This is a genomic window from Mesorhizobium humile (genome assembly GCF_033977215.1).
Lineage (GTDB): Bacteria > Pseudomonadota > Alphaproteobacteria > Rhizobiales > Rhizobiaceae > Mesorhizobium > Mesorhizobium humile.
Genome location: NZ_JAVIIV010000003.1, coordinates 43,438 through 58,674 on the forward strand (window position 1 = coordinate 43,438; position 15,237 = coordinate 58,674).

The 15,237-nt window shown below is 65.8% G+C and carries 14 protein-coding genes; 12 read left to right on the top strand and 2 right to left on the bottom strand.

The window, feature by feature from the left end:
- Positions 1 to 40: 40 nt before the first annotated feature.
- The 3 genes from RFM52_RS05595 (at position 41) to RFM52_RS05605 (ending at position 3,768) form a co-directional block, all read left to right on the top strand.
- Positions 41 to 1,225, top strand: a complete 1,185-nt coding sequence (locus RFM52_RS05595; protein ID WP_320294516.1) for an ABC transporter permease — start codon at positions 41 to 43, stop codon at positions 1,223 to 1,225.
- A gap of 9 nt (positions 1,226 to 1,234) precedes the next feature.
- On the top strand, positions 1,235 to 2,050 hold the full coding sequence (locus tag RFM52_RS05600; RefSeq protein WP_320294517.1) for an ABC transporter permease: 816 nt from the start codon (positions 1,235 to 1,237) through the stop codon (positions 2,048 to 2,050).
- Between the two features lie 320 nt (positions 2,051 to 2,370).
- Entirely contained in the window at positions 2,371 to 3,768 is a 1,398-nt protein-coding gene (locus RFM52_RS05605; protein ID WP_320294518.1) for an aminotransferase, read from the top strand.
- Position 3,769: 1 nt separating this feature from the next.
- Here the strand turns inward: RFM52_RS05605 and RFM52_RS05610 are convergent, their stop codons facing one another.
- Both RFM52_RS05610 and RFM52_RS05615 read right to left on the bottom strand, forming a co-directional pair.
- Positions 3,770 to 4,813, bottom strand: coding sequence for an AraC family transcriptional regulator (locus RFM52_RS05610; RefSeq protein ID WP_320294519.1), 1,044 nt, complete (start codon positions 4,811 to 4,813; stop codon positions 3,770 to 3,772).
- Positions 4,814 to 4,972: 159 nt separating this feature from the next.
- On the bottom strand, positions 4,973 to 6,178 hold the full coding sequence (locus RFM52_RS05615; protein WP_320294520.1) for an acetyl-CoA C-acetyltransferase: 1,206 nt from the start codon (positions 6,176 to 6,178) through the stop codon (positions 4,973 to 4,975).
- 104 nt (positions 6,179 to 6,282) lie between these two features.
- Here RFM52_RS05615 and RFM52_RS05620 point away from each other — a divergent pair, with 104 nt between their 5' ends.
- The 9 genes from RFM52_RS05620 to RFM52_RS05660 all read left to right on the top strand — a co-directional run bounded on the left by RFM52_RS05620 (position 6,283) and on the right by RFM52_RS05660 (position 15,183).
- On the top strand, positions 6,283 to 8,229 hold the full coding sequence (locus RFM52_RS05620) for an acetoacetate--CoA ligase (RefSeq protein WP_320294521.1): 1,947 nt from the start codon (positions 6,283 to 6,285) through the stop codon (positions 8,227 to 8,229).
- A complete protein-coding gene (locus RFM52_RS05625) occupies positions 8,226 to 9,377 on the top strand; it encodes a thiolase family protein (RefSeq protein WP_320294522.1) in 1,152 nt (383 codons plus the stop codon). The genes RFM52_RS05620 and RFM52_RS05625 overlap by 4 nt, the downstream gene beginning before the upstream one ends.
- Positions 9,377 to 9,817 carry a Zn-ribbon domain-containing OB-fold protein gene (locus tag RFM52_RS05630; RefSeq protein WP_320294523.1) on the top strand — a complete coding sequence of 147 codons (441 nt, stop codon included), beginning with the start codon at positions 9,377 to 9,379 and terminating at the stop codon, positions 9,815 to 9,817. Before RFM52_RS05625 ends, RFM52_RS05630 begins: the two co-directional genes overlap by 1 nt.
- Positions 9,814 to 10,266 carry a MaoC family dehydratase gene (locus tag RFM52_RS05635; protein WP_320294524.1) on the top strand — a complete coding sequence of 151 codons (453 nt, stop codon included), beginning with the start codon at positions 9,814 to 9,816 and terminating at the stop codon, positions 10,264 to 10,266. Before RFM52_RS05630 ends, RFM52_RS05635 begins: the two co-directional genes overlap by 4 nt.
- Positions 10,263 to 11,507, top strand: a complete 1,245-nt coding sequence (locus RFM52_RS05640) for an MFS transporter (protein ID WP_320294525.1) — start codon at positions 10,263 to 10,265, stop codon at positions 11,505 to 11,507. Before RFM52_RS05635 ends, RFM52_RS05640 begins: the two co-directional genes overlap by 4 nt.
- Before the next feature lie 71 nt (positions 11,508 to 11,578).
- Positions 11,579 to 12,415, top strand: coding sequence for a GntR family transcriptional regulator (locus RFM52_RS05645; protein WP_320294526.1), 837 nt, complete (start codon positions 11,579 to 11,581; stop codon positions 12,413 to 12,415).
- Between the two features lie 200 nt (positions 12,416 to 12,615).
- Positions 12,616 to 13,392, top strand: a complete 777-nt coding sequence (locus RFM52_RS05650) for an SDR family NAD(P)-dependent oxidoreductase (RefSeq protein WP_320294527.1) — start codon at positions 12,616 to 12,618, stop codon at positions 13,390 to 13,392.
- Positions 13,393 to 13,419: 27 nt separating this feature from the next.
- On the top strand, positions 13,420 to 14,079 hold the full coding sequence (locus RFM52_RS05655; RefSeq protein ID WP_320294528.1) for an L-fuculose-phosphate aldolase: 660 nt from the start codon (positions 13,420 to 13,422) through the stop codon (positions 14,077 to 14,079).
- A gap of 102 nt (positions 14,080 to 14,181) precedes the next feature.
- A complete protein-coding gene (locus tag RFM52_RS05660; protein WP_320294529.1) occupies positions 14,182 to 15,183 on the top strand; it encodes a sugar ABC transporter substrate-binding protein in 1,002 nt (333 codons plus the stop codon).
- The last annotated feature ends 54 nt before the right edge of the window (positions 15,184 to 15,237 follow it).

Consider the following 15,237-nt stretch of genomic DNA (forward strand, 5'->3'; position numbering starts at 1 on the left):
CGAGGCGGATCTGGACACAGCGCTACGGAAGGGGAGCGCGATGTTCAAGGGACAAAGAGGGGGGTTGTTGCGCAGCTACGCGCTGATCGCGCCGCTGTTCCTGTTCCTGCTGGCCACCTTCCTGCTTCCCGTGGGCATGATCCTGTGGCGCAGCGTCTTCGATCCGGAGCTGCGCGCGGCGCTGCCCGCGACAGCTGTCGAGCTTTCATCCTGGAGCGGCCAGGGCCTGCCGCCGGCAGCGGCCTACACCGCGTTGGCGGGCGACCTCAGAAACGTCGACGGCGCCAGCCTCGCCTCGCTCAGCCGCCGGCTCTCCTATGAAAATCCTGGCTTCCGCGCCCTGCTGCAATCGACCAAGCGCAAGCTCGAGGCGGCTCCCGCGGGCGTCACGCCGGATCTCGCCACGCTCGATCCGCAATGGCGCGCGAACTCGACCTGGCAGGCGATGAAGCGCGCCGCGGGCCCGGTCGGCACCTTCCATATCCTGTCGGCGCTCGACCTTAGGCGGAACTACGAAACCGGCATCGGTCCCGCACGTCCGGGCGCGGCGCTCTACCGCTCGATCATTCTGCGCACCTTCGCTATCGCCTCGACCACTGCCGTCCTTGCCCTGGTGCTGGCCTTCCCGCTCTGCGCCTTCCTCGCCCGCCAGAGCGACCGTGTGCGCAACCTGCTGCTGTTGATGGTGCTGCTGCCGTTCTGGACTTCCATCCTGGTGCGCACCACGGCGTGGCTGGCGCTGCTTCAGGACCGCGGCGTCATCAACACGCTGCTGATGGAAATGGGCCTGATCGATCAGCCGATGAAGCTGCTCTACAATCGCATCGGCGTCATCACCGCGCTGGTGCATGTCATGCTGCCCTTCATGATCTTTCCGCTGCTCGCCTCGATGCGGTCGATCGACCCGCGTCTGTTCAGGGCGGCGCTCTCGCTGGGAGCCACGCCGCTCTACGCCTTCCGGCGCGTCTATCTTCCACAGGTCATGCCCGGCGTGATGGCTGGCACGTTGATGGTCTTCGTCGTCACCCTCGGCTTCTATGTCACGCCGATGCTGGTTGGCGGGCCGGGCGACCAGATGATCAGCTACTACATCGCGCTCTACACCACCGGCACGTTGAACTGGGGCCTTGCCTCCTCGCTCGGCCTGATTCTTCTCGTCGTCACGTTGCTGCTCTACGCCGTCCAGAACGCGCTTCTACGGCGCAGCGGCGTCGGTGTCCGCTAGGAGGCCCGCTTGTCCGGTATAAGGCAAACTCCCGCAGGCCGGTTCGGCCATTTCGGCCTGGGGCTCACGGCCGCGCTGGTGCTGGCTTTCCTGATGGCGCCGCTCATCGTCATCGTGCTGTTCTCCTTCAAGGACAGCGGCGACTTCGCGTTCCCGATCACCGGCTGGTCGCTGAAATGGTATCGTACCTTCTTCACGACGCAGACCTGGATGGAGGCGCTCAAGAACAGCCTGATCCTGGCCGTTTCGACGACGCTGCTGGCGACACCGCTCGGCACCATGGCGGCGCTTGGTCTCGCTGCCCCGCAACTGCCGGGACGGCGCCTGATCTCGGCCTTCCTCCTGATCCCGATGATCGCGCCGGTCGTGATCGTCGGCATCGGCATGTACTTCGTCTTCTCGATGGCCGGCCTCACCGCGACCTTGCCAGGTCTCATCCTTGGTCACACCTCGCTCGCGGTCCCGTTCGTCGTGGTCACGGTCTCGGCCGCGCTCACTGGCCTCGACCGACGCCTGTTGTGGGCTGCCGCCAGCATGGGCGCGCCGCCATTCCTCGCATTTCGAAAGGTCACGCTTCCCGCAATCCTGCCGGGTGTCGCCTCGGGGGCGCTGTTTGCCTTCGCCACCTCGCTCGACGAGGTCGTGGTGACGATGTTCCTGGCCGGTCCCGGCCAGCGCACGCTGCCGCGCGAAATGTTCACCATCGCCCGCGACACGCTGACGCCGACGATCGCGGCTGCCGCCACTGTGCTGATAGCCGCCTCGATCGTGCTTTTGATCGCCTCGAACGCGCTCAGCCGCCCAGGCACCAGTTCGGCGCGATAGAGCAATTCCAGAAAAAGTGTGAGCGGTCAGGCTCGGCGATTTTCGCCGCAGCTTCTGTCCGGAATTGCGTAAAAACAAGGAGATAGTGCGTTTCGCCGTTTCCGTGAAACGGTGAAGCGCACTAGATCCGGCCTCCGGCCTCACAAACGCGGACGTCAGGTAGCTGGCCTGTCGGCAGGACCATGGCCGCGGACCGTTGGCAGTCACGGCGATTGCATTTTTCTGTTGGCGCGAATTGCACGAAAACTGGCGGAATATATCAGGAAGTTCCAGTGGAACGCTGCGACGCTGAAGATCGCAAGCAAAAGCCGGAGGATGCCATGACCGCTTCGATTCCCAACTCGACCGCCGCGCGCGACAAGGCCTTCGCCTTGCACCCCTTCGTCGATCCGCTCGCCAACGTAGAGCCTTTCGTGGTCACGCGCGGCAAGGGTGTACGCATCTTCGACGAAGAGGGCAGGTCCTATATCGATGCAGTCGCCGGCCTTTGGTGCGCTTCGCTCGGCTTCGACAATGAACGCCTGGCGCGGGCCGCCTACGAGCAGATGCGCAAGCTGCCCTTTTATCATGCCTTCACCGGCAAGACGAACCAGCCGCTTGTCGACCTGTCGGAACGCCTGGTGCAGCTCGCGCCATCGCCGATGAGCAAGGTCTTCCTCGCCAATTCCGGCTCGGAGGCGAACGACACCGTCATCAAGCTGGTCTGGTATTACAACAACGCTCTGAAGCGGCCGCAGAAGAAGAAGATCATCAGCCGCATGCGCGGCTATCACGGTATCACGTTGGCGACGGCCTCGGTCACCGGCCAGGTGATCAACCACACCTCTTTCGACGTGCCGCTGGCGCGTTTCCTCCACGTGCAGACGCCGCTCTTCTATCACAATGGCCTGCCCGGAGAGAGCGAGGAAGACTATGCCAGCCGCTGCGCCAAGGAACTGGACGACCTGATCGTCGCCGAGGGCCCTGAAACCGTCGCGGCGATGTTCATGGAGCCGATCATGGGTGGCGGCGGGGTCGTCGTGCCGCCGCGTACCTATTATGAGAAGATCCAGGCCGTGCTGCGTCGCCATGACGTGCTGGTGGTCGCCGACGAGGTGATTTGCGGCTTTGGCCGCACCGGCGCCTATTGGGGTTGCCAGACCATGGGGATCGAGCCGGATATCCTGATATGCGCCAAGGCGCTGTCGGCCGCCTTCCTACCGATCAGCGCGGTGCTGATCGGCAAGACCATCGTCGATGCGGTCGCCGAGGAGACGCATGCGATCGGCACCTTCGGCCATGGTTTTACCTATTCCGGCCATCCGGTCCCGGCTGCGGTGGCGCTCGAGACGCTCAAGATCTATGACGAGGAAAACATCATCTCCCGCGCGGCCGAAACCGGCCAATTCCTGCAGGCGGAACTGAAGCGCCGCCTCGCCGGCCATCCGCTCGTCGGCGACGTCCGCGGCGCCGGTCTGATCGCTGGCGTCGAGATCGTCGCCGACAAGGCGGAGCGGCGCAACTTCGCTGTCACCGACAAGATCGGCCCGACGCTCGTGCGCCTCTGCGAGGCCAATGGCGTGATCCTGCGCTCCTGTCCCAACGACACCATCGCGCTCAGCCCGCCTCTGATCATCAGCCGCGCCGAGATCACCGAGATCATCGACAAGATGGAAGCTGGCCTCGACCTCATCCACTCGACGCTGCGCAGCGGCAAGCCCGCCACGGCTGCGGCGTAGCTTATCCGTTCCCCTTCTTGCGCAGCGGGCTTCGGCTCGGCGCGCTGCCGGTCCACGTCCGGAAGGCGCGCGAGAAGACCGAGCCGTCGGCGTAGCCGGCGCTGATCGCGATCTCGGTGATCGAGTTGATGCGCCCCTGCGCCAACAGGTTCTCGGCCACACGCCGGCGCTCCTGGCGCATGATGTCGCGAAAGCTCGTCTCGCACTCGGCCAGTGCGCGCTGCAGGCTGCGGACCGGTATGCCGAGCTTGGCCGCCACATCGTTGATCTGCGCCGGCCGCCGTCCCATGGACTGGGCGACGATGAGGCTCACCTGGCGCACCAGGCTCTCGTCATGCGTTGCCGCCTCGCTGGCAAGCTGGAGATGCGCCTCGACGATCGGCAGCAGCGCGTAGCTCACCCGCTCGGAATGAAGCATAAGGTCCTGTCGGGCGATGACCAGCTTGTTGACGGGTTGGTCGAAGAAGACCGGGGCATGGAAGATGCCCTCGTAGACGCGGGCTCGTGACGGATTGGAGTGGCCGAGATGGACTTCCGTTGGCGCCCAGGCGCGCCCCATGCGGGTGCGGATGAGGCTGCACATATTGGCCAGCGAATATTCGACATCCTGCCTGGTCGAGACGCCAAGCTCGTGCACGCGATAGACATAGTCCGCGCCCGAGGGGGTGTCGACGAGCTCGAGCCCCCAGCCTTCCTGCATCGAAGCGCCCCAGCGCGAGAATTGCTGGAGCGCCTCGCGCAACGTGTGCGACGTCGCCATCAGCAGACCGAGGGAGCCCACCTGCTCGGAGCGGATTTCGGCGCCGATCCTGAGCCCGAGGCACGGGTCGCCGACGAGATCGGCGGCGTGCTGCTGGATGGCCAGGAAGGTCGGGAATGGCAACCGGAAATAGGGCTCGACAAGGTCGGAACTCTTCAGCCCATATGCCGATAGCATCGGCGTCGCGTCGCGGCCTTTCGCCTCCACCGCTTCGACGAAGGGCAGCAGCAGGTAGCTCCTGATGAGGTGCACGGCGCTCAGTGGCTTGTCTCCACGCATGGCCATGATTGGATCAAATTTCGACGGTCCCGCCAAGGTTTAACCGGGCGAGAAGCGACGAGAAATCTTGGTGCCGTCCCTTGCTCAACGCAGCCGCGCGGATGTCGGAAGCGCCGACCATACCGGGTAGCGGCCGGAAGCTGGATTTAGCCTGCGCAGGCCGGCTCACCGCTCCAGGCAGATCGCCACGCCCTGGCCGCCGCCGATGCAGAGCGAGGCCAGGCCCTTCTTCGCATCGCGGCGGATCATCTCGTAGAGCAGCGTCACCACGATGCGGCAGCCGGAACCGGCCAGCGGATGTCCGAGCGCGATGGCGCCGCCGCTCATGTTGATGATGTCCTCGTTCCAGCCCATCTCGTGGTTGACGGCGATGGCCTGCGCGGCGAAAGCCTCGTTGATCTCCATCACGTCGAGGTCGGACGCGCGCCAGCCGGCTTTGTCGAGAGCGCGGCGCGAGGCCGCGACGGGGCCGAGCCCCATATCCATCGGCTCGACGCCGGCGGAGGCGTAGGAGGCGATGCGGGCGAGGGGTGTCAGGCCGAGTTCCTGCATCCGCGCTTCCGACATCACCAGCATCGCCGCGGCGCCGTCGTTGAGGCCCGACGAGTTGCCGGCCGTGATCGTTCCCGCCGTATCGAAGACAGGTCTCAGCCGGCCTAGCGCTTCCATTGTCGTTGTCGGATTGGGATGCTCGTCGCGGTCGATGACGCGATCGCCCTGCCTGGTCCTTATCGAGATCGGGACGATCTCTTCGTCGAACCGCCCGGCCCGGATGGCCGCGTCGGCCTTCTCTTGCGAGCGCAGCGCGAAACGGTCCTGTTCCTCGCGGGTGATCTGGTAGCGCTGCGCCAGCGTCTCCGCCGTCACGCCCATATGCACCTGATGGAAGGCGTCCCACAGCCCGTCGGTGATCATCGAATCCTTGACGATCCGGTCGCCCATGCGGATGCCGGCGCGGGCGCCGTGAATGACATGCGGCGCCGAGGTCATCGAATCCTGCCCACCGGCAATCACGCAATCGGCGTCGCCGCAGCGAATGGCCTGGGCAGCGAGATGGATCGACTTCTGGCCGGCGCCGCACACCTTGTTGACAGTCATGGCGGGGACGCCGACCGGCAAGCCTGCCCTGAGCGCGGCCTGCCTTGCCGGATTCTGACCGGCGCCGCCGGTCAGCACCTGGCCCATGATCACCTCGCTGACGGCATCGGGCGCGAGCTGCGTTTGCGCCAGCATCGCCTGGATAAGCTGCCCGCCCAGCTCCGCCGCCGAGAGGTCGCAAAGCGCGCCGTTCAGCTTGCCGATGGGCGTCCGCTTCGCGGCAACGATATGCACGGCATCCATGGTCTGCTCCTCCGCCGGCGCGGTCCTCATGGCCGCGATCCTCGCTTGACATTCTGGTTATAACCAATAATCTGAAATGCATCGGCAGGCAAGGTCGCGGCATCGAGCCCGGCCTGCGTTGCGGGAGGAAATCCATGTCATCCGTGCTTTGGACGCCGGCGCCGGCCGCGTTCCAATCGTCCAACCTTGCGCGCTTTTCGACAGCCAACGGCTTCGACCCGCGCGACTACGAGACGCTGCACCGCTGGTCGATCGGCGATCCGGGCGCGTTCTGGCGGGCAGTGTGGGATTTTGCCGAAGTGACCGGTGATCCGGGCGCGATCTCCTTCCAGCGCGACGACAATGCGCCGATGACCGGGAGCCGCTTCCTGCCGGAAGCCTCGCTCAGTCTCGCGGAAAACCTGCTGCGCGGTGACGAGGAGAGGGTTGTTCTGATCGAGGCCGACGAGAGCGGCCATTTCCGCTCCGTCACGCTCGGCGAACTGCGCCGTCTCGTCGCCCGAACGGCGCATGGCCTGCGCGCGGCCGGCGTCGTCAAGGGCGACTGCGTCGGCGGCATCCTGCCCAATCGTGTCGAAGGCCTCGTGGCGTTGCTGGCGGCTCTGTCGGTCGGCGCCGTCTGGTCGTCTTGCTCGCCGGATTTCGGTGCCGCCGCGATTGTCGACCGTCTCGGACAGATCGGCGTCAAGGTGCTGTTCGCCGCGCCGCGCTACCGCTATGCGGGCAAGGAGCATGACATCTCCGACAGGCTGGCCGAGATCGTCGCCGCAATGCCGACGGTGACGACGCTGGTGCTGACCGGCGAGCTGGGCGCCAAGCCGGACTGCGCGGCGGACTGCATTTCGTTCGACGATTTCGGCAGCGACGCCCCGCTCGTCTTCGAGCGCGTGCCCTTCGACCATCCGGCCTATGTGCTCTACACCTCCGGCACGACAGGCGCGCCGAAGGCGATCGTCCACCGCGCCGGCGGCGTGCTGCTCCAGCATCTCAAGGAACACCTGCTGCATGGCGATGTTCGCCCAGGCGACGTCATGAGCTGGTACACCAACACCGCCTGGATGATGTATCACTGGCTGATCTCCGGCCTCGCCTGCCACGCGACAGTGGTGCTCTATGACGGCGCGCCGATCCTGAAATCGGCCGACGGCCTCGACCCCAGCCCGCTCTGGACGATGGCCGAGCGTGCCCGCGTCACCCATTTCGGCACCAGTCCGAAATATCTGGCCACGCTCGCCGCCGAAAATTACGCGCCGGGACGCTTGCACGACCTCTCGTCGCTGCGCTCGCTGCTGTCGGCCGGCGCGCCGGTTTCGCCCGGCCAGTTCGACTGGGTCTACGAGCATGTGAAGCGCGACATGATCTTCGCCTCGATCTCGGGCGGCACCGAGATCATCGGCTGTTTCCTGCTTGGATCGCCGATCCATCCCGTGCGGCGCGGCGAGCTCACCGTCAAAGGGCTTGGCCTCGCCGTCGCCGTGATGGACGAGCGCAACGCGCCGGTCGTCGGCCGCCAGGGCGACCTCGTCTGCACCGAGCCGTTCCCGTCGATGCCGCTGACCTTCTGGGGCAAGGACGGCGACGCGCGCTATCACGCTACCTATTTCGCCGCGCGCCGCGAGATCTGGACGCATGGCGACGTCGCTGAGATGACCGCTCACGGCTCCGCCGTCATCCATGGCCGTTCGGACACGACGCTGAAGCCCGGTGGCGTGCGCATCGGCACGGCCGAGATCTACGCGGCCTGCGAAGGTTTCGCCGAGATCGAGGATTGCCTGGTCTTTGGCGCGCCGGTCGAGGGCGACGAGGAAATCGTGCTCTGCGTCAAGCTCAGTGACGGTTATGCGCTGACTCCCGAGCTTGCCGCGCAAATCCGCCGCGCGATCCGCGAAGGCGCCTCGCCGCGCCACGTGCCGCATCGCATCCATGCCGTGCGGGCCGTGCCTTATACGCTGAACGGCAAGCGCGTCGAGGGCGCGGCCCGCACCACGCTCGAAGGCAAGCCGGTCAAGAACATGGCTTCGCTCGCCAATCCGGCGTGCCTGGAGGAATACCGCGCGCTCGACCGGAGCAAGGCGGCATGAACCAGTCGAAGGGAGCAATCGTCGGCATCGGCGAGTTGAAGCCGCAGCGCCTGACCAGCGGTGTGACGACGCTCGAGATGATCGCCGAGGTCTCGCGCCTGGCGGTACTCGATGCCGGGCTGGAGCCGACGGCGATCGACGGGCTGCTGGTCGGGCCGCAGGTCGGCGAGACGCCGCAGCATGTTCCGGCGACCATCGCCGAGTATCTCGGCCTCGCGCCGACCATGGCCAATGTCGTCGATCTCGGCGGCGCGTCCGGTGCCGGCATGATCTGGCGCGCGGCGGCAGCGATCGAGGCCGGTATGTGCGAGGCGGTGCTGTGCGTGCTCGCCAACAACCGCGAGGAGACGGCGCCCCGCTCGCCCAACCGCAACCCGATCCGCGAGTTCGACGTGCCGTTCGGCGCCTCGGGCGCCAACATCTCCTACGCGCTGCTGATGCAGGCGCATATGGCTAAATACGGTTCGACCGCCCGGGACTTCGCCATGATCGCCGCGGCGGCGCGCGCCAATGCGCAGCTCAATCCCGACGCTATCTTCTTCGGCAAGCCGGCCGATGTCGAGGCGGTGCTGGCCTCGCCGATGATCGCCTCGCCGCTGCATCTTCTCGAAATCGTCATGCCGGTCGCCGGCGGCGAAGCCGTCGTTGTCACCTCGGCCGAACGCGCGCGGTCGTTGCGCAAGCCGCCTGTCCATCTGCTTGGCGCCGGCGAAAAGGTCACGCATCGCGCGGTCAGCCAGGCCCCACACCTGACCTCCGGCCCGCTGAAGAGCGCCATGGCGCGCGCCTTCCAACAGTCCGGCACGCGAGCCGAGGAGATGGATCTCCTGTCGCTCTACGATTGCTACACGATCATGGTCGCGACCACGATCGAGGATGCCGGCCTCTGCGCTCCGGGCCAGTTCGGCGCGTGGCTCAGCGACCACGACCTTTCGCACAAGGGGGACAAGCCGCTCAACACGCATGGCGGCCAGCTCGGCTTCGGCCAGCCGGAGCTCGCCGGCGGCATGACCCATGTCGTCGAGGCGGTGCGCCAGCTGCGCGGCGAGGCGGGCGAACGCCAGATCGCCAAGGCCGGGCTCGCGCTGGTCACCGGCAATGGCGCGACGATGAGCGAAGCCACCGCGCTCGTGCTGGGAGCCGCCTGATGCTAGTCGATTTGAACACGCTGAAGACCGCCGGCCCGACCATTACCGCGCTTACCCGGCCGTTCTGGGATGCCGCCGCCGAAGGGCGGCTGGCCATCCAGCATTGCGAGGACTGCGGCAAGGCCGTCTTCTACCCGCGCCCGATCTGCCCCAATTGCTGGAGCAGGCGCCTGGTCTGGAAAGACGCGTCGGGCAGGGGATGGCTCAAGTCCTTTTCGGAAATACACAAGCCTGGCCATCCCGGCTGGCTGCCGGCAGCACCCTACGTGGTCGGGCTGGTCGAACTGGCCGAAGGCCCGACGATGCTGAGCTTCATCCTGGCCGGCACACGGCCGCTACACATAGGGGACATGCTGCGGCTTGCGCCGACAGCCATCGGCGGCCGAGTCCTGCCGGCTTTCAAACCAGTCGAACCCGGAGCAGAGGAGAAGCCGAAATGAGCACCAAGACAAAAGACGGTTGGGTGGGTGTCGTGAAAGGCCGTCCGCAGGTCGGCGCCTTTGCCGAGCGCACGCGGCGCACGCGCATCAGCGACATCGAAGCCTTCACCGACATCACCGGCGACCGCAACCCGCTGCATTACGACCGCGCGCTAGCCGAGAAGTCGGTGTTCGGCAAGCTGATCGTCCAGGGCGGCGTCACCTCCGGCATCCTCAATGCACTCGTGGCGGAGGATCTTCCCGGCCCTGGAACCGTGTTCCTCGAAGTGGCCTGGAAGTTCGTCAAGGCCGTCGGCGTTGATGAGGAGATCACCGGACGCGTGGAGGTCAAGGAAGTGCGGCCCGACAAGCCGATCTGCAAGATCGAGACCAGCGTGCGCAACGGCCAGGGCGAGCTTTGCCTCACCGGCACGGCCACGGTCTTCACCGTTCCGCTGCAAGGCGTATGAGCACGGTCGGGGGCGGCCGGCTCGGCATGGTGGCCGACAGCGAGCGCTGGCGCGTGCTGTCGCTGCTCTGCCTGGCGGTCGTCCTGTCGCTGACCACCTGGTTTTCGGCGACCGCTATCCTTCCCGAGCTGAAGCAGGAACTGGCATTGGGCGCCAGCGCCGAGGCCTGGCTGACCAATGGCGTCCAGGTCGGCTTCGTGATCGGCGCGCTGGCGGCGAGCCTGGTCAATCTGCCGGACCTTGTGCGGCTCGGTCGCCTGATGGCGGCCGCGGCACTCGTCGCTGCTTTAGCCAACGCGACGCTGCTGCTTCATCCCGGGCCGGGCGGCGTGATCGCCGCGCGCATCGCCACCGGCGCCGCGCTTGCCGGCGTCTATCCGCCGGCGCTGAAGCTGGTCGCCACCTGGTTCACGCGCGACAGAGGGCTGGCGCTCGGCGCGGTCATCGGCGCGCTGACTGTCGGCTCGGCGCTGCCGCATCTCTTCCGCGCCGTCTCGACCGCGCTCGACTGGCAGCCGGTGGTCGCCGCCGCCAGCATGGCGACGGCGGCGGGCGCGCTGCTCTTTCTGCTGTTCGCCAAGGAGGGGCCCTATCCCTTCGGCAAGGCCGTGTTCGAGCCCTCGCGCATCGGCCAGGTGTTCCGCGAAAAACCGTTGCTATTAGCCAATCTCGGCTATCTCGGTCACATGTGGGAACTCTATGCCATGTGGGCCTGGCTGCTTGCCTATACGCGCGCCGCTTTCGAGGCGCAGGCGATTGGAACCGCCGCCACCGCGTCGCTCGCGACCTTCCTTGTCGTGGCCTCCGGTATCCTTGGCTGCCTGCTCGGCGGCTATCTGTCGGATCGCATCGGCCGAACCGTCACAACCGCCGGCATGATGCTCGTCTCGGGCGGCTGCGCGCTGCTGATGGGCTTTCTCTTCACCGGCCCGCTCTGGCTGTTCATGCTGGTGGCCATTGTCTGGGGCGTTTCGGTCGTCGGCGATTCGGCGCAGTTCTCCGCCGCCGTCACCGAGCTTGCCGACCGCCGCTTCGTCGGCACCGCTTTGTCCGTGCAACTGGGACTGGGCTTCGCGCTGACGGTGCTAGCCATCTGGCTGACGCCGCGTTTCGCCGATTTCATCGGCGGCTGGCGCTGGGCCTTCCTGCTTTTGGTTCCCGGACCGGTTCTGGGGGCCGCCGCGATGCTATGGTTGCGAAACTTGCCGGAGAGCGTGAAAATGGCGGGCGGTCTCCGTTAAGGAGGCGCTGCCGCTTCCTGAGTCGCGGCAAATGATTTTTGCGGCAGGACCGAATGGAACAAGCAACCAGAATGCGCGGGCGTCCTCGTTACGACCAGGAAGATGCCGAGGCGGCCGAGGCTTTCCGCTCGATAGGTTCCAAGGTCCAGCTCAACCGCGACGAGGCCGCACCCCTCTGGGTGCAGTTGCGCAACCAGGTCGAGGAAGCGATCAACACCGGCCTGCTTGCCGCCAATTCGCGCATTCCCTCGGAACAGGCGCTTTGCGATTTCTTCGGCGTCTCGCGTCCCGTGGTGCGCGCCGCGATCGGCTCGCTGTCGAACGAAGGCCGCATCATCAAGATGCCGCGCAAGGGCATGTTCGTCGCCGCTCCCCGCGAGCATGTCGACTTCATGACCGCCAATCTCGGCGTGTTCGACGACCTGACCGCCAAGGGCCACAAGGTCTCGACCCGAACGCTGGAGATCTACCGCTGTCCGCCGAGCGAGAAGGAATCGAAGGTCTTCGGCATCCCCGCCAATGGCAGCGTGGTCCGGATCTGCCGCGTCTACATGACCGACGGCGCGCCGATCACCATGACGCGCATCAGCCTGCCGGGGCACAGGGTGCCGGGGTTGGAGAACATCCTGTCGGAAAACCAGTCGATCTTCGGCACCATCCGCGCCGTCTTCGGCCTGACGGTGAAACGCGCCGACCGCTGGCTGCGCGCGGCCCTTCCGACCAAGGAAGAGGCCGACGAGATGGGCGTTGCCGCCAACACGCCGCTGATCGAGATCGAGTCGATCGCCTATGACGCCGATGGCGCCGCGCTCGAATATTACGAGGCCTTCTACAACTCCTCGGTCGCTCGCATCCACATGGCGGTCGAGCAGCCGTCGGCGACCGTGAACGGCGTCGATCGCACCTGATTTGCGCTCATCCAAAAAAGATTCTGTTTTCTGGTTATAACCAGATTGACGGACCCAGGAAGCTTCTGTAACGTCCCTGTCATGGGGTCGGGAGGAGCCTGACCCAGAGGCATTATCAGGACCAGTCGGCTTGCGGCGCTGCTTCGGCGGCGAGGGCGGAGTTTTGCCCGCGCTCAAGTCCGTCCTGATGGAGGACGTGCATGGATTACCGGTCGCAATTCGACCTGGCAGGCGAGGTTGCCGTTGTGACCGGCGGCGCCAGCGGGATCGGTCTCGAGGCCGCCAGCGCGCTCGGGACTTGCGGCGCGCGTATCATCCTGCTCGACATGAATGCGGATGGGCTGAGGGCCGCTGCCGAAGCGCTCAAGGCCGCTGGCGTCGCAAGCGTCGATGGCCGCGTGCTCGATGTCACGGACCCGCAAGCCGTCGAGGCGATGGCAACCGCGGTCGTCGCCGATTTCGGCAAGGTCGACATCCTGGTCAACAGCGCCGGCATCGCGCGCCTCAACACCGCACTCGACACACCGGACGAGGAATGGCGCCTGGTGATGGATGTCAACGTCAACGGCGTCTACTGGGCCTCGCGCGCCTTCGGCCGTTCGATGGTCTCCCGCACCAAGGGCTCGATCGTCAATCTAGGCTCGATGTCGGGCCTGATCATCAACCGTCCGCAGACGGCGCCGTCCTACATGGTGAGCAAGGGCGCCGTGCACATGATGACGAAGGCGCTCGCGGTCGAATGGGCGAAATCGGGCGTGCGCGTCAACGCACTGGCGCCGGGCTATGTCGGCACCGAGATGACGCTGAAGATGCGCGAGCGTCCCGAACTCTTCAACACCTGGATCGACATGACGCCGATGGGGCGCTTGGGCACACCGCAGGAGATCGCCTCGGCGATCCTGTTCCTGGCGTCGCCGGCGTCGAGCTACGTCACCGGCGCGATCCTGTCGATCGATGGCGGCTACACGGCCTGGTAACGGACCGAATAAGGATTGGAATATCGCATGACCGTTTCGGACCGAGATGTGCGCCAGGCCATCATCGACGCCTGCATCGAGATGAATGCGCTCGGCATCAACCAGGGCACATCAGGCAACATCAGCTGTCGCCATGGCGAGGGCATGCTGATCTCGCCGACCAGCACGCCCTATGACATGCTGCAGCCGGAAGACATCGTCTTCATGGGTTGGGACGGCGAGGTCGACGGGCGCCTGCCGCCATCCAGCGAATGGCGCTTCCATCTCGACATCATGAAGGCCAGGCCCGAGGTCAACGCCGTCGTCCACGCGCATCCGATCTACTGCACGACGATCGCCATCATGGGCAGGAAGATACCGGCGATCCATTACATGGTCGCGGTCGCCGGCGGCAGCGACATACGCTGCGCGCCTTACGCCACCTTCGGCACGGCCGAGCTTTCGGCGCATGCGGTGGAGGCGCTGCGCGACCGCAAGGCCTGCCTGCTTGCCCAGCACGGCATGATCGCGGTCGGCTCGAGCCTTGCCCAGGCGATGTGGCTTGCCGTCGAGGTCGAGACGCTGGCGCGCCAGTATCACGGCGCCTTGCAGATCGGCGAGCCGCCGATCCTGTCCGACGAGGAGATCGAGAACGTCATCAAGCGCATGGCGAGCTACGGCCTGCGCGAGAACGAGGCCGCTGCGTAAGCGGAGGGCTTAGCCCGAAGCGACCAGCAAGGGACCGCGCGGCGCCCATCTGGCAGAATCCTCCGGGAAGGCCCGGAGCGATCAACAAGGGAGGAAATGACAATGACTGGATCAATGAAAGGCCTCGTCAAGGCGCTCGCTTTGGGGTTGGCGGCGGCTTGCAGCCTTGCCGCCGTCTCCGGCGCGAGCGCCGAGGATTTGTCGCTCAAGGGCAAGCGCATCGGCGTCTCGGCGATAGGCACGGACCATTACTGGGACCTGATGGCGTTCAAAGGGATCCAGGACCGCGTGAAGGAGCTCGGCGGTGAGGTCATCGCGCTCGACGCCGGCCGCAAGGACCAGCAGCAGATCGCCCAGCTGCAGACGCTGATCGCGCAGAAGCCCGACGCCATCATCGAGCAGCTCGGCAATCTCGAAGTGCTGAACCCGTGGCTGCAGAAGATCCGCGACGCCGGCATCCCGCTGTTCACGGTCGACACCGCGACGCCGCACGCCATCAACAACACCACGTCGAACAACTACAACATCGGCGCCGAGATCGCGCTGCAGATGGTCGCCGACATGGGCGGCAAGGGCAACGTGCTGGTGTTCAACGGCTTCTACAGCGTGCCGGTCTGCAAGATCCGCTACGATCAGCTGAAATATGTGCTGACCTCGTTTCCGGATGTGAAGATCGTCGAGCCGGAACTGCGCGACGTCATCCCGAACACGGTGCAGAGCGCCTATTCCAACGTCACCGACATGCTGACCAAGTCGCCGGAGAAGGGTTCAATCGGCGCGGTCTGGGCCTGCTGGGACGTGCCGCAGATCGGCGCCACGCAGGCCGTCGAAGCGGCCGGCCGCAACGAGGTGAAGACCTACGGCATCGACGGCAGCCCGGAAGTCGTCAAGATGGTGATGGACCCGAAGTCGTCGGCCGGCGCGGTCGCGGCGCAGCAGCCTTATGAGATCGGCAAGACCTCGGTCGACAACGTCGCCAAGTACCTGGCCGGCCAGAAGGTGCCGCCCTTCACCTTCGTCCCGGCGGTGCTGATCAACAAGGAAAATGCCGCCGAAAAGGGTAAACCTTTCCTCGACGCCGCCGAGAAGGCCGGCGTTAAGTAGAGCGGACGAAACGACGGGCAGCCGCACTTATGCGGCTGCCCGTCATATCCAACC